We start from the raw sequence: 16,672 nt of genomic DNA, 5'->3' as shown, positions 1-16,672 counted from the left end.
ATGGGAGTGAAGGCTTTTCGCTCCCTCCTGGCGATCGGCGTTTGCCTGGCGGCACTTCCCGCGCAGGCGGAGACGCTCAAGGAAGCTTTGGCCAAAGCCTACGAATCGAATCCCTCGCTCGAAGCAGCGCGCGCCAACCAGCGCGCGACGGACGAGAACGTGCCGATCGAACGGGCCGATTCGCTTCCCTCGCTGAGCGCGAGCGGCGGCATCAATGAATTCCCCTATGACAGCAGTGACATCGCCAGTGCCCAGCGCCAGGCGACTGCCTCTGTCACGCTGGGCGTGCCGATCTACGCCGGTGGTGGGGTCAAGAACGGCATCCGCGCAGCGGAAACCCGCGTCGTCGCGGGGCAGGCCGACTTGCGGGGCACTGAAAGCCAGGTCTTCAGTCAGGTCGTTGCTGCGTACATGGACGTGGTTCAGAACGAAGCGCTGGTCGGCCTCGCCGCCAACAACGTCGAGGTGCTCAACGTCAACCTGCAGGCGACCAGCGACCGTTTCGAAATCGGCGATCTTACTCGCACCGACGTCGCCCAGTCGCAATCGCGCCTCTCACTGGCTCGAGGCGACCTGGAAGCCTCGCGCGCGAACCTGATCCGGGCTCGCGAAAACTATATCGCTCTGGTCGGGGAGGCGCCCACGGACCTTCAGCCGCCTCCGCCGCTGCCGGGCTTGCCGGCGACTCCGGACGACGCGGTCGACGTGGCCTTGCAGAACAATCCCGACCTGCTCGCGGCCATGGAGCGCGCCAAGGCCGCCGGCTTCGACGTGCGGGTTGCCAGCGCGTCGCGCTTGCCGACCCTCAGTGTCAACGCAGGTGCGGACTACTCGAACTTCCTCAACTCGTTGCCCGAAGCCTTGCAGGGCCTGACGCCCAACTCGAACAGTGGCGCTTCGGTTGGCGTGCGTGCCACGGTGCCGCTTTACCAGGGAGGCCGCCCCGCCGCGCTGCGCAGGCAGGCCCAAGCACGCGAATCGGTCGCGCTCGAGAACATCGTGGCGACCGAGCGTGACTTGATCGCCCAGGTGCGCGCCGCCTATTCCAGCTGGCGCGCGGCGAACGAGATTATCGCCTCGAGCCAGACGGCAGTTGAAGCCGCCGCGCTGAGCCTGGAAGGCGTGCGGGCGGAGAATACCGTAGGCAACCGCACCATCCTCGACATCTTGGACGCACAGCAGGAACACCTGCGCGCCCAGGTTCAGCTCGTGACCGCGCGGCGCAACGCTTACGTCGCCGGCTTCACCCTGCTGGCCGCCATGGGCCGCGCCGAAGCGCGCGACCTGGGTCTCGACGAACTGGGCACGCTCTACGATCCGACGGTCAACTACGAACGCGTCCGCCGCAAGGCCTGGGATTGGAGCGACGATCCGGCACCGGTGACTCAGTCGACCCGGACCGTTGACATCCCCGCCCAGGACGCGGAGATTCCGCCCCAGCAAGCGGTCGAATAACGGGGCAGGTATGCGGCACGAAGGCGAACCCTCGGTCGAAGAGATTCTCGCTTCCATCAAGAAGGTGATTGCGCGCGACAATCGCGAAGCGCTTCAGGCTGAGCGCCGCCGGCGGGAAAGTGCCGGTATCGCCCTGACGCCGGCCCAACCCGGGGAAGCCTACGAAGCCGAGGAAGAGATTCTCGAACTGGGCGCAGCCGTCGAGTTGGCCAGCCCCGCGAAGCCCGCTACTCCGGACGCCGAGCGGCTCATGACCGAAGGCACCGCGCGCTCGATGCGGGAATCGCTCGAAGCCCTGGCCTTGATCTCGGAACCGGGCGTCCCACCGCAGATCGTCCGTTCGGGTGAGACCTCGCTCGAGGGGCTGACCCGCGACTTGCTGCGCCCCATGTTGGCCGAATGGCTCGAACGCAACCTGCCGGACATGGTCGAACGACTGGTGAAGGCAGAGATCGCGCGGATCGCCGGCAAGAAGGGCTGATCGCCCGTGCCATCCCAGGCACGCGCCGAACGTTTTCTCCATGACTGACAACCCACCCGCCAATCTGGCCCAGGCCAAACGCGCGCTCGCGGCGATTGGCGGCGACGCCATCAAGCGCCAGATCTTTCTTTGCGCGATGTCGGAAAAGCAGGCCTGCTGCCGGCGCGAGGTGGGCGAGGCTTCGTGGAACTATCTCAAGCGGCGTTTGCGCGAGCTCGGGCTAGTCGGGGCAGGAGGCGTCCAGCGGACCAAGGCCGACTGCCTGCAGATCTGCGAGGCGGGGCCCATTGCGGTCGTCTGGCCTGACGGGGTCTGGTACCATTCATGCACCGAACCGGTGCTCGAACGCATTATCCAGGAGCACCTGATCGACGGAGTGCCCGTCGAAGACTACCGCTTGCGCCCATCCGCCTGATCGCGGTCCTCGACCTCCGAGATCGATTCATCGTGCCCGGTTCCGCTCGACAGGAACACGAGGCCCATGAGGGCCGACATAAGCAGCACCGCCAGTCCTACGCCAAGCGCGGTGGCGATGAAGAGGTGGATCGAAGGCATCCCTGCCGTCAGGTAGACCCAGACCAGCGCCACCACCACCACGGCCAAAGTGAAGGCGAACATCCACTTCATCAGACGTTTGTACCGCGCCCACGCGTGAGCAGATGTGCTGGGGTCATCGAGCGGAGAACGCTTGGTCATGCCGATCACATGGCCCTTGGGCCACGGCTTGGCAACGCAAGAGCTCTGCGATTTGGCCAAGCCCTTGTTTCATGTCATGTTACCCCTCCAAGAAGGGAGAGTCGCCATGACTATCGCCCGAGTGATCGCCGGACGTAACCAGCAGATCATCGAATGCTCACCCGAGGAAACCGTGCGCGCGGCGGCCGAGCGGCTGGCGGAGAACCGGATCGGCGCCATGCCCGTCGTCACGGGCGGACAGGTCGACGGGATTTTTTCCGAACGGGACCTGCTCTACTGCATCGCCAGGCACGGCGCGGCCGCGCTTGACCTGAAGGTGGCGGATGTGATGACCGCCCCGCCGATCGCGGCAGAACCAACAACCGATGTTCTCGACGCGCTGGAAGTCATGACCTTGCGTCGCATCCGTCACTTGCCGGTCCTCGACGGAGACCGGCTGGCGGCCTTCATTTCGATCGGCGACCTGGTGAAATATCGCCTTGAGCTCGTCGAAAGCGAGGCCAATGCCATGCGCGATTACATTCGTACTGCTTGAGCCGGGGAGGGCGGACCCCTACATGCCTGCCATGGCCCAGGCTCTCACTCTCACTCCAGCCGCCGCGAACCGCGTCGGCGCCATCGCCCGCAAGCAAGGCCGAGAGGCCATTTTGCGCCTTTCGGTCGAGGGAGGGGGCTGCTCAGGCTTCCAGTACAAGTTCGACTTGGCCGATGGAACAGACGCTGAAGACCTGATCAGCGAAACCGAGGGCGTGAAGCTGGTGGTCGATCCGGTGAGCCTGGAACTCGTGGCGGGCAGCGTGGTCGACTTTGTCGAATCGCTCGGCGGAGCGGCGTTCAAAGTTGAAAATCCGAACGCGGCCGCCGGCTGCGGCTGCGGCTCCAGTTTCGGAATCTAGGGGCGCTATTCGGTTCGCACCGAAGGCGAAGCCTGCGGGCTTGGCGCTAGCCAAGTCTGAACAGACACCATAATGGTGGCCTCGTGCGGATAGCCAGCTTCAACATCAACGGCGTCAAAGCGCGCCTGCCTCGCCTGCTTGAATGGCTTGAGGAGACCCGCCCTGCCGTCGCTTGCCTTCAGGAAGTGAAGAGCCAGGAAGAGGGCTTCCCTTTCGAAGAGTTCGAGAAGATCGGCTATCACGCGATCTGCCACGGGCAGAAGGGCTTCAACGGCGTCGCCATCCTGGCCGACGGTGTCGAGCCGGTCGAAAGCGGGCGCGGGCTTCCCGGGGATCCGGAGGACGAGCAGGCCCGTTTCATCGAGGCGGAGGTGCACGGGGTAAGGGTGGTCAATCTTTACCTGCCCAACGGCAATCCGCAGCCCGGCCCCAAGTTTGATTACAAGATCGCCTGGATGGAGCGACTGCGCACGCGTCTTGCCGAATTGCTCGAAAGTGAGGCGCCGGTCGTGGTGGTGGGCGATTTCAACGTCATTCCCGAAGACAAGGACGTGTTCTCGGTGCGGGCCATGGCCAATGACGCGCTGATGCAGCCCGCCTCACGCGATGCTTACGCCCGACTTCTTCATGACGGGTGGACCGACGCGATCGACACGCTCAATCCGCAGGGCGGGGTGTGGACCTTCTGGGACTACCAGGCCGGCGCCTGGCAACGCGACCATGGGTTCCGCATCGACCACCTGCTGCTGTCACCGCAAGCGGCGGACAGGATGACCGCGGCGGGCGTGGACAAGGCCTATCGCGGGCGCGAAAAGGCCAGCGACCACGCGCCGGTCTGGGTCGAAATCAGGGACTAATCCCCGAAATCAACGATAGAAGATATGCGTGTCGATGCGCGCGAGCTGCCGCTTGCGGCTGGCCCAGCCTGGCTTCACGTAAGTAGCATGGAAATACATCGCGTCGTCGGCGGGGCAGCTCCACAGGTCCTGGTGAGCGATCTGTGCGACCGCCAAGGCCCGGCGCCACGCAGCGGATCCTTCGTCGGCCCGGGGAATGCGACCACCCCTCACGAACGAGAATTGCGCGCGCTGGGTTACGACCGAGCAATAGTCGCTCGGGTAAAGGCCTGACGTCGAACGGTTGATGACTACTTTGGCGACGGCCAACTGGCCGTCAAGCGGCTCGCCACGGGCTTCGAAATAGACGGCCTCCGCGAGGCACTTCATATCGGCGGACAGTTCGGCATCGATCGGCATGTCGCCGACGAGCTCCTGGAGCGAGGTGGCCTGGCGATAACGCGCAGCGGCCTCTTCACCGAATTCCTGAACATCGAGCGGCTGAACCGCTTCGCTTGCGACGAACCGCGGTTCGTCGGCCGCGGGCGCTTCGGCCACGACGGCGACTGCTTCCTGGATTGGAAGAGCTTCTTCCTGGGCCCAGGCCCCCGTGCTGCCGGCGCCAAACATGGCAACAAAGCCGGCAATGGCCGTGAGCATGGCTCCGGCCCCAAAAGTCTTCGACATTGAAATCAGAACTTAAGGCGGTGAGTGTCCCGACACAGGCTCGTGGAACGCGATTACGAAACGACCCGTAACTCCGCGAACCATCAGCAGCCTGCCGGCCACTCCCCGTCTGCGCGCTGGTTCGCCCGGCATTGTGCCGTGCGCTTAACCGCCTACGCTATGGGAAGTCGGGGGTCAGATAGCCAATCGCGCCACGTCAGCAACGTGCGGATCCGGCCAAAGCGATGAACCGTTCTCCATCCGCGATGTCCAGTTCCACAATCCAGAGATCGCCGTCCTGCTGCTTGCGCCGATCACAATAATCCCAGAATTCCTGGGGAGTTTCAGGGGCTTGAGTGCGCGTGAGCGTCCAGGCCCGAGTTCCGTCCGGCAGCGGCATACGTTCGTATGCTTTAGCCGGAGAGCCGTTGGCGCAACAAATGACAAGCAAGGTGCCCGCGTCACGTTCACCCCTTGCGATAACGGTCGCAAAGCCGCCCGCCGCCTCGACGGAGCGAATCAGCCCGGAAACTTCGATATGGGCGGGAAGCCGGGCTTCCATCGAATCACCTTTCGGCCCGATATCCGGGCAGGCTCGACAGCGGAATGTGGGATCGCATGAAGGTGCCGGTGCCGCGGCCGATCTCTTCACCCTCTGCATCGAGGAGGTGGGAATCGGCAATGAACACGCGCCGGCGCCCGCTGACCCAGCGGCCTTCGGCAATAACTTCTCCGCCACGGACCGGTTTGGTGAAGAGCAGATTGAAGCCCGTGGTCAGCAGGAACCGGTCGGTGACCATGGAATTCGCGGCGTAGAAGGCCGCGTCGTCGAGCATCTTGAAGTAGATCGTGCCATGCGCCGCGCCAGCCGCGTGGAAGTGCCGCTCGTCGACGGTGAAGCGGATTCGCGAATGACCTTCGCCGAGGATCTCGAGCCGGGATTCGAACAACCGGTTCACCGGCGCGGCGGCGTAAAGGGATTCGAGCGCGCGATAATGGACGTCGGCGCCGCTGGCTCCGGCTATGTCGGGCACGTCAGGCGGCGTCGCGGTCCGTGGCATTGGTCAACAAGCCATAGAGCGCTTCCTCGTCGGGCGCATCGCTCAGGGCTTCATGGACGCGCTCATCCCGCATCAGGCGCGAGATCGCGGCGAGGGCGTGAAGGTGCGTCGCGCCGCTGTTCTCGGGCGAGAGCAAGCCGATGACGAGATCGACAGGCAGGCCGTCAGCCGAAGCGAAATCGGCCGGGTGACGAAGCTTCAACAACGCCGCCACGGGACGTGTGACGCCTGGAAATCGGGCGTGCGGAATCGCCACGCCGCGACCAAAGCCGGTGCTACCGAGCTTTTCGCGCTCGTCGAGCTGTTCGAGCACTTGGCCGGCGTCGAGACCCCAGCTGCGAGCAAAAACGGCACTCAGTTGCTCAAGGATCGACTGCTTATCGGCAGCATCGACGAAGGCGATCGCTTCGGGCTTGATCGAAAACAAGGGACTCATGTCTCGGCTTCTCTGGTTCACATTCTGATTCGCGCCGCTATGCGCGGGTTGTCAGCCCGCGCGTATCCACTTGATTTCAAGAAGAAATAGGGCAGCGTCGTCGGCCTTTCCTAAGTCATAGGCCGGGTTCAGGAGGGCTCGACCCAACCGATCGACCCATCATTCCGGCGGTACACCATATTATGGCGCCCTGTTCCAGCATTTTTGAAGAAGAGCGCGTTGGTGTGTCTCAAATCGAGAAGCATGACGGCGTCGGAAACGCTGACTTCAGGTATATCAACCCGAGTTTCCGCGATGACCGGTGGTGCGTCCGTTACTTCCTCCGCTTCCGGTTCTTCAGCAGCGAAAATCGTGTAAGCCGCCTCTTCTGCCAGAGCAGCGTGGATAGCTTGCTCATGGCGGTCCTTCAGGCGCCGCTTATAGCGGCGAAGCTGCTTTTCGACTTTTTCCGCCGCCTGGTCGAAAGCCAGGTGCGCGTCCTGCGCCTGTCCGTGGCTTTTGAGAATAAGGCCCTGGTTGGCGTGAAGCACAATGTCGCAGGCGAAGGCCCCGGCGGGTGCCTTTCCGAAAGTGACCGTCGAGGAAAGTGCGCGATCGAAGTACTTCTGGCTGATCGCGACGAGTCGATCCGAAGCGTGATCCTGAAGAGCCGAGCCGGTATCCATCTGGTGGCCGGACACTCGAATGTCCATGAGTGAGGAACTCCTACTGGTTTTCGTACCTGGCCGGACAATGAGGCGACTCTAGAATCAACCCGTCCAGCCCACTGAGTCAAACGATTCCAGGAAAGCTTTGTGCCGGGCGAGCTCCGCGGAACTCGCAGAATGGGGTCGTGCCGGGCGGAATTCGCGCTTGCGCGGACGAAATGCGGTGACCTCGACAGTGGCGCTACTGATCTCCGCCGCGAGGGCCAGGCCGATCTGCCGGCCGCCCGTCAGTTCGACGTAGACTTGCGCGAGGAGTTCGGCGTCGAGCAGCGCCCCGTGCAGCACGCGATGACTGCGGTCGACGCCATAGCGGGCGCACAAGGCGTCGAGCGAATGCTTGGCCCCGGGATGCCGGCGGCGGGCAATCGCGAGCGTGTCGATCATCCGATCCAGTCCCACGTCGGGATGGCCGCAAACGCCAAGCTCGTAATTGAGGAAGCCGAAGTCGAACTGGGCGTTGTGCGCCACCAGCGGCGAATCGCCGAGGAACTCCAGCAAGTCCTCGGCATGTTCGCGAAAGCGCTTCTTGTCGGCCAGGAACGAGTCCGACAGCCCGTGCACCTGCTCGGCCGCGAGCGGCATCGTCCGGTCGGGATTGAAGTAGGCGTGGAAGGTGCGGCCGGTCGCCACGCGGTTCACGAGCTCGATACAGCCGATCTCCACCATCCGGTCGCCGCTTTGGGGGTCGAGCCCGGTGGTTTCGGTATCGAACACGATCTCGCGCATGGCCGACTTATCGGGTGCGGACTTGCCCCTGACAAGGGGCACGAGGATCAACCGGAGAGCTTGTCCACCAGCCGGGCGACCGCGGCGCGCGTCACATCGAGAGCAGGCCCTGTGTCGATAACGTAATCGGCGCGCGATCGCTTTTCTGCGTCAGGCATTTGCAGCGTCAGGATGGTGGCGAACCGTTCGGCGCTCATTCCCGGCCGGGCCAGGACCCGTGCGCGCTGAACCTCGGGCGGAGCGGAGACCACGGCCACCGCATCGACCTCCTCGACCCCCCCCTTCTCGAACAACAGGGGAATATCGAACACCACCAGCGGCTGTCCGGCATGTTCGAGGAGGAATTGCCTGCGCGCCTCGCGCACCGCGGGATGGACGATGGCCTCAAGCCGGGCGAGGGCGGCGGGATTGCCGAAGACCTCTTTGCCAAGAGCCTCACGGTTGATGCCGTCGGGTCCCGTCGTGCCGGGGAACGCGGCTTCGATAGGCCCTACAAGCGACCCGCCAGGGCCCTGCAGGCGGCGTACGACGGCATCGGCATCGAACACCGGGACGCCCAATTCCGCGAACATCGCGGCGACTGTCGACTTGCCCATCCCGATCGAGCCGGTGAGCCCGAGGATGAACGGCCGGGTCATGCGGCGAGTACGGCTCGCAGCTCGCGATCGGCATCGCGCGGCGGGGATGCGCTAAAGAACTTCTCGAACGCTTCTGCTGCCTGGCCGATGAGCATCGCGAGTCCATCGACGGTGCGGAACCCGGCGGCGCGCGCCTGTTGAAGCAGCGGAGTATCGGCCGGATGAGTCACGATGTCGTAGACGATGCTGCCCGGCGGAGCGTGGCTGAAGTCGAAAGCCAGCGGCGGTTGGCCGGCCATGCCCAGGGGACTGGCGTTGACGATGACGTCGAAGCACCCGGCACGGTCGTCGAACGCGAAGTCGGTCGGCTCGGCGAAGTGGGCGATATCGACCGCATGGTGCTCCCCGCCCGGGTCGAGCTCGTCGAGAAGGGCGCGGGCCTTGGCTGGATCGCGTCCGGCAAGCACGATCACGATATTTTCCGCGGCCAGGGCCGCGATGATCGCCCGCGCCGCACCGCCGGTGCCCAGCACTCGCGCCATGCGGAACAAATGCTCGCGACCGAGCAGCGGACGCAGCGGCTCGAGAAAGCCTGGGGCGTCGGTATTGTAACCGGTCAGGGTACCGTCGGCCTCATGCACGATCGTGTTCACCGCGCCGATCCGCGCGGCCAAGGGATCGAGCCGGTCGAGGTGCGGCATCACGGCCTGCTTGTGAGGCATGGTGACGTTGCACCCGCGCCAGGCGGGATCGCTGCGCCGCTCACCGAGGTAGGAAGGCACTTCGTCCGGGCGAACGTGACACGCGCGATATTCGGCATCGATCCCGAGCTTGCCGAGCCAGAAACCATGAATCGCCGGCGACTTCGATTGGGCGATCGGATCGCCGATCACCTCGGCGTAAGCGCGAGTCACGCCGGCAGTTCCGCCATCTCCCTCAAGGCGCCGAGAACCGGCAGGAGCGGCATCCCGAGAACGGTGAAATGGTCGCCCTCGATACTCTCGAAGAGCTGCACGCCGAGCGCCTCGATACGGAACACCCCGACGCACTGGCCGACTTCCGGCCATTCGGCGCCGAGGTACCGATCGATGAAATCCTCCGACAGCTCGCGCACCTTGAGCGTGGCTACCGAGACATGGCGCCATACGATCACATTGCTGATCGCGAGCGCCGCTGCCGAATGGAGCTGCATCGTGCGCCCCGAGAAGAACCGTAAATGCTCGGCCGCCTGCGCCCGGCTTGTTGGCTTGCTGAACCGCCGCCCCTCCACGGTGAGGACGGAATCGCTACCGAGGACAGGCCGGCCGTTCCCTTCGACGGACAGCGCCTTGGCTTCCGCCAGGGCCAGCGCAATTTCGTCCCCGCCCGCGAGTTCCATTCCGGCTTCGAGCGAGCGCTCGTCGATCGCGGCGGGCCGCACTTCGAACTCGACGCCTGCGGCGCCCAACATCGCCCGGCGCGACGCACTTTTCGAAGCAAGAATTATTCCTGTCATATCAACCCAATCATACCGGCCCACTCATTGGCTTGGTCCCGGCTCCAGCCAGCCCGGCCTTCGCCCGGCGTTCGTTGAACAGCTTGATCACGGCCGCAGCCGTTTCTTCAATCGAACGGCGAGTGACGTCAATCACCGGCCACCCATTATCGGCGAACATGCGCCGGGCAAATGCCACTTCACGCTCGACCCGCTCTTCATCCACATAGGCCGTCTCGGTCTTTTCGTTGAGCGAGAGCAGGCGATTGCGCCGGATTTCCACCAGTCGTCGCGGGGCGGTGGTAAGGCCGACAACCATCGGATGCCGCAACTGGAACAGCGAGGGGGGCGGCGGACTTTCGACCACCAGCGGGATATTGGCCACCTTGAAACCGCGATTGGCGAGATAAATGCTCGTCGGCGTCTTGGAGCTGCGCGACACGCCGGCCAGGACGATGTCAGCCTCTTCCCAGTCTTCTGCCGCGATCCCATCGTCATGGGCGATGGTAAACTGGATCGCGTCAACGCGGGCGAAATAGGCATCGTCCATCATATGCTGACGGCCGGGACGGCCCTTCGCCTCTTCACCCAGCCGATCTTCGAGCGCGGCCGTCACGGTATCGAGTGGTGCGACATGGGGGAGGCCAAGTGTTCGGCACCGCTCTTCCAGTCGGCGGCGGGTGTCGTCATTGACCAGGGTGTAAAGCACGAGGCCGGGATGAGTGGACAGTTCCTCGACGATACGATCGAGATGCTGCATCGAGCGTACCATCGGCCAGAAGTGGCGGATCACCTCCGCATCGTCGAATTGCGCAAGCGCCGCATTGGTGATCATCTCCAGCGTTTCGCCGGTCGAGTCCGAGAGCAGATGAAGATGAAGCAGGGTCATGTGGACAAGTCCCGGCATAAACCACGGGAGGGAGTGCCGGACAAGTTCGGCAAAGAATTCCACCCCCATTACCCGCTGATTCGGACACGGCTGGATCAACAAGCCGGAGGATCTATCGACAGGCTGGGGATAGCGTGGAGAACCAGAACTTGACGCGGACCTCTGCGGATTCGCCGCGGCGCCACACCCTTCTCAACCCGGGATAAATCGGGCAAGGGGCGGCCATCCCCAATATCCACAGGGCCAACAGAGTCCTGAATCCTATTTAAAAATATATATTTATTGGATTGGACCTCTCGAATGCCTGGTCTTCTGCTCGACACCTTGCGCGGACAATCTGGCCTCCAGCGACCCGTTTGGCTCATGCGCCAGGCTGGCCGTTACCTGCCCGAATACCGCGCGCTGCGGGCGGAGAAGGGCGGATTTCTCGAGCTCGTGCACGACAGCGAGGCCGCGGCGGAGGTGACGATCCAGCCTATCCGCCGCTTCGGATTCGACGGGGCGATCCTGTTCTCCGACATCCTGGTCATCCCGCACGCGCTGGGTCAGGACCTCGCGTTCCTGGCGGGCGAAGGCCCGCATCTCTCTCCGCGCCTGGTCGATGCCGCGCTCGCTTCGCTAACGGCGGCGCCGGAGCGGCTCGACCCGATCTACCGAACCGTTCGGCTGGTGCGGGAGCAGCTTGGGCCCGAGACGACCCTGCTGGGCTTCGCTGGGAGCCCGTGGACGGTCGCTACGTACATGATTGCTGGGGAGGGTAGCCGGGACCAGCAAGCCTCGCGTACGCTCGCTTACAGCGATCCTGGGGCGCTCAGCGAGATCCTCGAGGCGATCGTGGCCGCGAGCATCGAATATCTGTCCGGGCAGATCGACGCAGGCGCCGAGGCGGTGCAGTTGTTCGATAGCTGGGCGGGCAGCCTGGCCCCGACCGAGTTCGAGCGTTGGGTGATCGCGCCTAACGCGGCCATCGTCGCGGAGATCCATCGCCGTCATCCGGGCGTTCCGGTCATCGGCTTTCCCAAGGGGGCGGGCGAGAAATTGCCGGCCTATGCGAAGGAGACCGGGGTCGATGCCCTCGGCCTCGACGAGACCATCGATCCGCTGTGGGCTGACAAGGCGCTTCCGTCCGGCCTGCCGGTGCAGGGCAATCTCGACCCGCTGCAATTGCTCGCAGGTGGTGCGGGGCTTGAGGCTGCCGCGATCAGAGTGCTCGAAGCCTTTGCCGGCCGTCCGCATGTGTTCAACCTTGGCCATGGGATCGACAAGGAAACCCCGATCGCCCACGTCGAACGGTTGCTTTCCACTGTTCGCAACTGGCGGGGGTGACGGGCGGCGTTCCCCACAGTAGACCGAAATCATGCACGACCTGCTCGCAACGCTGTACTACTGGCTCAAGGCCGGCCACCTCATTTTCGTGATCTTCTGGATGGCCGGACTGTTCATGCTGCCCCGGCTGTTCGTCTATCACCAGGAAGCGGCGCCGGATTCGCCCGAGAATGCGCAGTGGATCGATCGGGAGCGCAAGCTGCTCAAGATCATCCTCATGCCCTCGATCGTCGTCGTGTGGATGCTTGGCTTGCTGCTCGCCTATGCCATCGGGGCCTGGAGCCAGGGCTGGTTCCACGCCAAGTTGCTGCTGGTGCTGGGACTCTCGGGCTATCATGGCTATCTGAGCGCTTATGCCCGCAAGCTGGCGAGCGGAGAACGGACCCTTACGGGCAAGCAATTGCGGCTGCTCAACGAAGTGCCGGGCATCGCCGTGGCGCTGATCGTGATCCTCGTCATCATCAAGCCGTTCTGATAAAACGCGACGAGTGGTTCCCGCTCGCCGCTGCTATGAATTGACGGCTAAGCGGCGAGCCCATATCTGTCGTGTCACCGGCTGAGGCCGCCGTTCCGAGCGGCCGGGTCTTGCTTTCTCCAAGCCCAAACGACCTGCCGGCTCCCACCTGAATACTGGAATACCATCATGCATCTGAAAGAACTTAAGAAAAGGGCGCCGGCCGAACTGGTCGAAATGGCCGAAGAGCTCGGCGTCGAAGGCGCCTCGACCATGCGCCGGCAGGACCTCATGTTCGGCATCCTCAAGGAAGTCGCCGAAGACGGTGAGGAAATCGTCGGTCAGGGCACGATCGAGGTGCTGCAAGACGGATTCGGTTTCCTCCGCAGTCCCGAAGCGAACTACCTCGCCGGCCCGGACGATATCTACGTTTCCCCGAACCAGGTCCGCAAATGGGGCCTGCGTACCGGCGACACCGTCGAAGGCGAAATCCGCGCTCCCAAGGATGGGGAGCGTTATTTTGCTCTCACGACGCTCAAGAGCGTCAATTACGACGATCCCGATGCTGTGCGTCACCGCACCAACTTCGACAACCTGACGCCTCTCTATCCGGACGAGCGCCTCAATCTCGATACCACCGACCCGACCGTGAAGGACAAGTCGGCTCGAGTGATCGATCTCATCAGTCCTCAGGGCAAGGGCCAGCGCGCGCTGATCGTGGCACCGCCGCGTACCGGTAAAACGGTGCTTCTGCAGAACATCGCCAAGGCGATCACCGACAACCACCCGGAAGTGTTTCTGATCGTCCTCCTGGTCGACGAGCGTCCCGAGGAAGTCACCGACATGCAGCGTTCGGTGAAAGGCGAGGTTATCTCTTCGACCTTCGATGAACCCGCCACACGCCACGTGCAAGTTGCTGAAATGGTTATAGAAAAGGCCAAGCGCCTGGTCGAGCATAAGAAGGACGTGGTGATCCTGCTCGATTCGATCACCCGTCTGGGCCGCGCCTACAACACGGTTGTGCCGAGTTCGGGCAAGGTCCTCACCGGCGGTGTCGACGCCAACGCCCTGCAGCGTCCGAAGCGTTTCTTCGGCGCCGCGCGCAACATCGAAGAGGGCGGCTCGCTCTCGATCATTGCCACTGCCCTGATCGATACCGGCAGCCGTATGGACGAGGTTATCTTCGAAGAATTCAAGGGTACCGGTAACTCGGAAATCGTCCTTGACCGGAAGGTCTCCGACAAGCGCATCTTCCCCTCGCTCGACGTCGGCAAGTCCGGCACGCGCAAGGAAGAGCTGCTCGTGGGCAAGGACCAGCTCAGCAAGATGTGGGTCCTGCGCAGGATCCTCATGCAGATGGGCACGGTCGACGCGATGGAGTTCCTCCTCGACAAGATGAAGGACTCCAAGTCCAACGAAGACTTCTTCGCGACCATGAACCAGTAAGCGGCTGGGGACTCAGAACGCGCTCATATCAGCGCCTCCGGGCCGGGTGGTTGCACCAACCACACCGGCCTCGGAGCGTGCGTCCGAGGTGACGATGAGGTCTCGGTCTCCGTGATGCTGGCGATGTAAGCGATACCGGGGTGCCATCCCCATTCGGCCCGTTACCCGAGATGATCGGCGAAGAACGCCGCGGTCCGGCTATCGGCGAGATCGGCGCCCTGCTCGTTGCGCCGCTTGCCCATTTCAGTGGCAAAGCCGTGGTCGAGACCAGGGTAATCGTGCAGCGTTACTCTCGGATGATCGTCTAACCCGTCGTGCATCGCCTGCTGCACCGGGGGTGGCACAAATCCGTCAGCGCCGGCGATATGCAGCATTAGCGGCTTGGCGATGGCGTGTTTCTCGCGCAGCAAGTTGTCTATGCCCACCGGATAGTAGCCGACCGTGGCGTCCGCGTCGGTTCGGGCCGCGACCATGAACGCAAGCCGCCCGCCAAGACAGTAACCGACCGCGCCGACCTTGGGCACGCCGAGACTGTCACGGGCATGGCGGATCGTCGCTTCGATATCGGCTACGCCCTGGTCCTGGGCGAACCGGCCCATCAGGTCGAGCGCGCGCTTGAAGTCAGCCTCAACGTCGGGGTCCAGTTCGACCTCTGGCTCGATCCGCCAGAACAGGTCGGGCGCGAGTGCGAGATAGCCGGCCTCGGCCAGGCGGTCGCATTTGTGGCGAATGCCGGGATTCACCCCGAAGATTTCCTGGATCACCACGATGGCGCCACGCGGTGTTCCTGAAGGCTGAGCACAATAGGCGGAAAAGCTTCCGTCGTGCTCGAGGGTGGAAATGCTGACCGTGTCGCTCATATAAGATGCCTCCCCGCGTGCGCCGGACATTATGCCGACGATACGCGGTTCACCCAAGCGTGTTCCGCCAAACGGCGCGCTGCGACGAAAGGCTGCTTCCGTGAAGGTTCATGTCGAAATCGATTGTACGCCGGAGGAAGCCCGCCGTTTCATGGGCCTGCCCGACGTTGAGAAAGCCAACGCTGTCTACGTCGATGCTTTCGCGAAGGCGATGCAAGGGGCCGCCAATACCGACCAACTGCGGGATTATGCGAAGCAGCTGGCACCGATGGGGCAGATGGGCCTGAGGATGTTCGAGAGCTTCGTCGAGAACGCCCGCAAGGCCGGTGAGCGACCGATCGCCGATCCCGATAAACCGGACGCCTGATCGCCTCGTCCATGGAAACAATTTTCGCCCTTTCTAGCGGCTCTCCGCCAGCGGGGATCGCTGTCGTCCGAGTCAGTGGGTCGAATGCGGCGCTTTCTTTGGAGCAATTAGCAGGACGTTTACCACAGCCCCGTCGAGCCAGCCGCGCGACGCTGCGTAGTGAAGCGGGTGAGTTGCTCGACGACGGGCTGGTCCTGTGGTTTCCGGGTCCGCATACCGCGACTGGAGAGGATTTGGCCGAGTTTCACCTGCACGGTGGGCGAGCGGTAGTTACGGCTGTTGAGAATGCTCTTTCTGGTTTGCCAGGACTGCGCCGGGCCGAACCTGGCGAGTTCACACGCCGAGCCTTTGCCAACGGTAGGATCGACCTCGCTGAAGCGGAGGGCCTTGCCGACCTCCTGTCAGCGGAGACCGAACTCCAGCGGCAAGCCGCCATCGGCATGGCGGGTGGGTTACTGTCACGGCGGGTGGAGGGATGGCGCGATCGCGTGCTCGGACTGTCGGCACAACTGGAAGCTGTCCTCGATTTCGAAGATGAGGGCGATGTCGGTTTGCTTCCCGCGACATTCGGCAACGCCATCCTGATGTTGGCTGATGAGATCAGCGAGGGGTTGTCCGTTCCATCTGCCGAAATCTTGCGGGAGGGTTACCGAGTGGCCTTGGCTGGACCACCCAACGCAGGGAAATCTACGCTTTTCAATGCTTTGATTGAAAGTGAAGCCGCGATAACGACTCCTATAGCGGGAACCACGCGCGACGTGCTTGTGCGCCCGGTGGCGCTTGGCGGAGTACCTTTCAGCTTTGTAGACATGGCGGGCTTGCGAGACGCAAGTCTTGACCCTGTTGAGACCATCGGAATCGAGCGGGCCCAGATTGAAATCGAGCGTGCGGACTTGGTCTTATGGCTTGGACCGGAGGGCGAGGGCCCCGATGATTGCTGGGAGATCGACGCGCAATGTGATCGGGAAGCGCACGAGGCCAAGAGTTTGCCGCGCTACAGCGTGTCTGCCGTGACAGGTGAGAACATCGGTGCGCTGAAGCAGGGTTTGATCGCGCAGGCCTTGGCGGCGATGCCCAAGCCCGGTGAAACGGCGCTCAATCGGCGTCAGCGGTTGCTGCTTCAAGAGGCTGTGGACGCGCTTGGCCCGGCTGCCGTCGAGGATGACCCGCTATTGCGGGCGGAGCTTCTGCGACAGTGCCGGCTGGCATTTGATCGACTTATCGGCCGAAGCTCGACTGAAGACGTACTCGATACTCTGTTCGGGCGGTTCTGCATTGGAAAGTAGGCAGGTGTTTCACGTGAAACACCTTTCCGGTT

At 63.3% G+C, this 16,672-nt stretch carries 23 protein-coding genes; 11 read left to right on the top strand and 12 right to left on the bottom strand.

The genetic code is table 11. The features are described 5' to 3' along the window. From KK137_RS13195 to KK137_RS13185, 3 genes are read left to right on the top strand one after another with little or no spacing between them, the layout of a single operon-like run. Positions 1-1,455 carry a TolC family outer membrane protein gene (locus KK137_RS13195; RefSeq protein ID WP_214536986.1) on the top strand — a complete coding sequence of 485 codons (1,455 nt, stop codon included), beginning with the start codon at positions 1-3 and terminating at the stop codon, positions 1,453-1,455. Between the two features lie 10 nt (positions 1,456-1,465). Further along, positions 1,466-1,936, top strand: a complete 471-nt coding sequence (locus KK137_RS13190; RefSeq protein ID WP_214536984.1) for a DUF2497 domain-containing protein — start codon at positions 1,466-1,468, stop codon at positions 1,934-1,936. 40 nt (positions 1,937-1,976) lie between these two features. After that, a complete protein-coding gene (locus KK137_RS13185) occupies positions 1,977-2,351 on the top strand; it encodes a (2Fe-2S) ferredoxin domain-containing protein (protein ID WP_214536982.1) in 375 nt (124 codons plus the stop codon). Here the strand turns inward: KK137_RS13185 and KK137_RS13180 are convergent. Then, the gene (locus KK137_RS13180) at positions 2,327-2,632 is read right to left on the bottom strand and encodes a hypothetical protein (protein ID WP_214536980.1); all 306 of its coding nucleotides are present in this window, start codon (positions 2,630-2,632) and stop codon (positions 2,327-2,329) included. The two genes, KK137_RS13185 and KK137_RS13180, sit on opposite strands and share 25 nt — an antisense overlap. 106 nt (positions 2,633-2,738) lie before the next feature. On the opposite strand from KK137_RS13180, the gene KK137_RS13175 reads away from it, so the two are divergent. From KK137_RS13175 to xth, 3 genes are all read left to right on the top strand, one after another. Continuing rightward, positions 2,739-3,167, top strand: coding sequence for a CBS domain-containing protein (locus tag KK137_RS13175; RefSeq protein WP_214536979.1), 429 nt, complete (start codon positions 2,739-2,741; stop codon positions 3,165-3,167). A 31-nt stretch (positions 3,168-3,198) separates the two neighbouring features. Further along, a complete protein-coding gene (locus tag KK137_RS13170) occupies positions 3,199-3,528 on the top strand; it encodes a HesB/IscA family protein (RefSeq protein WP_214536977.1) in 330 nt (109 codons plus the stop codon). A gap of 83 nt (positions 3,529-3,611) precedes the next feature. Then, positions 3,612-4,385 carry an exodeoxyribonuclease III gene (gene xth / locus KK137_RS13165; RefSeq protein WP_214536976.1) on the top strand — a complete coding sequence of 258 codons (774 nt, stop codon included), beginning with the start codon at positions 3,612-3,614 and terminating at the stop codon, positions 4,383-4,385. A gap of 9 nt (positions 4,386-4,394) precedes the next feature. Here xth and KK137_RS13160 read toward each other — a convergent pair whose 3' ends face one another. From KK137_RS13160 to KK137_RS13115, 10 genes are all read right to left on the bottom strand, one after another. After that, a complete protein-coding gene (locus KK137_RS13160) occupies positions 4,395-5,051 on the bottom strand; it encodes a cell wall hydrolase (protein ID WP_250893856.1) in 657 nt (218 codons plus the stop codon). Positions 5,052-5,247: 196 nt separating this feature from the next. Then, positions 5,248-5,592, bottom strand: coding sequence for a DUF1491 family protein (locus KK137_RS13155; RefSeq protein WP_214536974.1), 345 nt, complete (start codon positions 5,590-5,592; stop codon positions 5,248-5,250). A 4-nt stretch (positions 5,593-5,596) separates the two neighbouring features. Then, positions 5,597-6,091, bottom strand: a complete 495-nt coding sequence (locus KK137_RS13150; protein WP_214536972.1) for a PaaI family thioesterase — start codon at positions 6,089-6,091, stop codon at positions 5,597-5,599. Beyond that, positions 6,066-6,527, bottom strand: coding sequence for a PTS sugar transporter subunit IIA (locus KK137_RS13145; RefSeq protein ID WP_214536970.1), 462 nt, complete (start codon positions 6,525-6,527; stop codon positions 6,066-6,068). Before KK137_RS13145 ends, KK137_RS13150 begins: the two co-directional genes overlap by 26 nt. 128 nt (positions 6,528-6,655) lie before the next feature. Then, complete coding sequence (gene hpf / locus KK137_RS13140; protein ID WP_214536969.1) at positions 6,656-7,219, bottom strand: ribosome hibernation-promoting factor, HPF/YfiA family; 564 nt, start codon at positions 7,217-7,219, stop codon at positions 6,656-6,658. 57 nt (positions 7,220-7,276) lie between these two features. Then, a complete protein-coding gene (gene dnaQ / locus KK137_RS13135; RefSeq protein ID WP_214537526.1) occupies positions 7,277-7,960 on the bottom strand; it encodes a DNA polymerase III subunit epsilon in 684 nt (227 codons plus the stop codon). A gap of 47 nt (positions 7,961-8,007) precedes the next feature. Continuing rightward, a complete protein-coding gene (gene coaE / locus KK137_RS13130; protein WP_214536967.1) occupies positions 8,008-8,598 on the bottom strand; it encodes a dephospho-CoA kinase in 591 nt (196 codons plus the stop codon). Further along, positions 8,595-9,452, bottom strand: coding sequence for a shikimate dehydrogenase family protein (locus KK137_RS13125; RefSeq protein WP_214536966.1), 858 nt, complete (start codon positions 9,450-9,452; stop codon positions 8,595-8,597). Before KK137_RS13125 ends, coaE begins: the two co-directional genes overlap by 4 nt. Continuing rightward, positions 9,449-10,033, bottom strand: coding sequence for a Maf family protein (locus tag KK137_RS13120; RefSeq protein ID WP_214536965.1), 585 nt, complete (start codon positions 10,031-10,033; stop codon positions 9,449-9,451). The genes KK137_RS13125 and KK137_RS13120 overlap by 4 nt, the downstream gene beginning before the upstream one ends. A 10-nt stretch (positions 10,034-10,043) precedes the next feature. Beyond that, positions 10,044-10,901 (bottom strand): pyruvate, water dikinase regulatory protein, encoded by an 858-nt coding sequence (locus KK137_RS13115; protein ID WP_214537525.1) that lies wholly within the window; start codon positions 10,899-10,901, stop codon positions 10,044-10,046. 300 nt (positions 10,902-11,201) lie between these two features. Between KK137_RS13115 and hemE the strand changes: the two genes are divergently transcribed. From hemE to rho, 3 genes are all read left to right on the top strand, one after another. Then, positions 11,202-12,227: a uroporphyrinogen decarboxylase gene (gene hemE / locus KK137_RS13110; protein ID WP_214536964.1), complete on the top strand. Its 1,026-nt coding sequence runs from the start codon at positions 11,202-11,204 to the stop codon at positions 12,225-12,227. A gap of 31 nt (positions 12,228-12,258) precedes the next feature. Continuing rightward, positions 12,259-12,702 (top strand): CopD family protein, encoded by a 444-nt coding sequence (locus tag KK137_RS13105; RefSeq protein WP_214536963.1) that lies wholly within the window; start codon positions 12,259-12,261, stop codon positions 12,700-12,702. 168 nt (positions 12,703-12,870) lie between these two features. Beyond that, entirely contained in the window at positions 12,871-14,127 is a 1,257-nt protein-coding gene (rho, locus tag KK137_RS13100) for a transcription termination factor Rho (protein ID WP_055923922.1), read from the top strand. A gap of 161 nt (positions 14,128-14,288) precedes the next feature. Here the strand turns inward: rho and KK137_RS13095 are convergent, their stop codons facing one another. After that, a complete protein-coding gene (locus tag KK137_RS13095) occupies positions 14,289-14,987 on the bottom strand; it encodes a dienelactone hydrolase family protein (RefSeq protein WP_214536962.1) in 699 nt (232 codons plus the stop codon). 100 nt (positions 14,988-15,087) lie between these two features. Here KK137_RS13095 and KK137_RS13090 point away from each other — a divergent pair, with 100 nt between their 5' ends. Together KK137_RS13090 and mnmE are read left to right on the top strand one after the other, a co-directional pair. Continuing rightward, the gene (locus KK137_RS13090; RefSeq protein WP_214536960.1) at positions 15,088-15,354 is read left to right on the top strand and encodes a DUF6489 family protein; all 267 of its coding nucleotides are present in this window, start codon (positions 15,088-15,090) and stop codon (positions 15,352-15,354) included. A gap of 11 nt (positions 15,355-15,365) precedes the next feature. After that, positions 15,366-16,640 (top strand): tRNA uridine-5-carboxymethylaminomethyl(34) synthesis GTPase MnmE, encoded by a 1,275-nt coding sequence (gene mnmE, locus KK137_RS13085; protein WP_214536958.1) that lies wholly within the window; start codon positions 15,366-15,368, stop codon positions 16,638-16,640. Positions 16,641-16,672: the final 32 nt, after the last annotated feature.

The organism is Croceibacterium selenioxidans (assembly GCF_018599195.1).
In the GTDB taxonomy this organism is placed as follows: domain Bacteria; phylum Pseudomonadota; class Alphaproteobacteria; order Sphingomonadales; family Sphingomonadaceae; genus Croceibacterium_A; species Croceibacterium_A selenioxidans.
This window is presented reverse-complemented; position numbering and strand designations above follow the sequence as displayed.

Bases quoted from the DNA above. Each gene is read 5' to 3' on its own strand.
- hpf (WP_214536969.1), bottom strand. From the start codon at position 7,219: ATGGACATTCGAGTGTCCGGCCACCAGATGGATACCGGCTCGGCTCTT.
- KK137_RS13175 (WP_214536979.1), top strand. From the start codon at position 2,739: ATGACTATCGCCCGAGTGATCGCCGGACGTAACCAGCAGATCATCGAA.
- KK137_RS13160 (WP_250893856.1), bottom strand. From the start codon at position 5,051: ATGTCGAAGACTTTTGGGGCCGGAGCCATGCTCACGGCCATTGCCGGC.
- KK137_RS13120 (WP_214536965.1), bottom strand. From the start codon at position 10,033: ATGACAGGAATAATTCTTGCTTCGAAAAGTGCGTCGCGCCGGGCGATG.
- KK137_RS13145 (WP_214536970.1), bottom strand. From the start codon at position 6,527: ATGAGTCCCTTGTTTTCGATCAAGCCCGAAGCGATCGCCTTCGTCGAT.
- KK137_RS13170 (WP_214536977.1), top strand. From the start codon at position 3,199: ATGGCCCAGGCTCTCACTCTCACTCCAGCCGCCGCGAACCGCGTCGGC.
- KK137_RS13150 (WP_214536972.1), bottom strand. From the start codon at position 6,091: ATGCCACGGACCGCGACGCCGCCTGACGTGCCCGACATAGCCGGAGCC.
- KK137_RS13185 (WP_214536982.1), top strand. From the start codon at position 1,977: ATGACTGACAACCCACCCGCCAATCTGGCCCAGGCCAAACGCGCGCTC.
- KK137_RS13155 (WP_214536974.1), bottom strand. From the start codon at position 5,592: ATGGAAGCCCGGCTTCCCGCCCATATCGAAGTTTCCGGGCTGATTCGC.
- dnaQ (WP_214537526.1), bottom strand. From the start codon at position 7,960: ATGCGCGAGATCGTGTTCGATACCGAAACCACCGGGCTCGACCCCCAA.
- KK137_RS13115 (WP_214537525.1), bottom strand. From the start codon at position 10,901: ATGACCCTGCTTCATCTTCATCTGCTCTCGGACTCGACCGGCGAAACG.
- KK137_RS13095 (WP_214536962.1), bottom strand. From the start codon at position 14,987: ATGAGCGACACGGTCAGCATTTCCACCCTCGAGCACGACGGAAGCTTT.
- KK137_RS13195 (WP_214536986.1), top strand. From the start codon at position 1: ATGGGAGTGAAGGCTTTTCGCTCCCTCCTGGCGATCGGCGTTTGCCTG.
- KK137_RS13180 (WP_214536980.1), bottom strand. From the start codon at position 2,632: ATGACCAAGCGTTCTCCGCTCGATGACCCCAGCACATCTGCTCACGCG.
- coaE (WP_214536967.1), bottom strand. From the start codon at position 8,598: ATGACCCGGCCGTTCATCCTCGGGCTCACCGGCTCGATCGGGATGGGC.
- KK137_RS13190 (WP_214536984.1), top strand. From the start codon at position 1,466: ATGCGGCACGAAGGCGAACCCTCGGTCGAAGAGATTCTCGCTTCCATC.
- rho (WP_055923922.1), top strand. From the start codon at position 12,871: ATGCATCTGAAAGAACTTAAGAAAAGGGCGCCGGCCGAACTGGTCGAA.
- hemE (WP_214536964.1), top strand. From the start codon at position 11,202: ATGCCTGGTCTTCTGCTCGACACCTTGCGCGGACAATCTGGCCTCCAG.
- KK137_RS13105 (WP_214536963.1), top strand. From the start codon at position 12,259: ATGCACGACCTGCTCGCAACGCTGTACTACTGGCTCAAGGCCGGCCAC.
- mnmE (WP_214536958.1), top strand. From the start codon at position 15,366: ATGGAAACAATTTTCGCCCTTTCTAGCGGCTCTCCGCCAGCGGGGATC.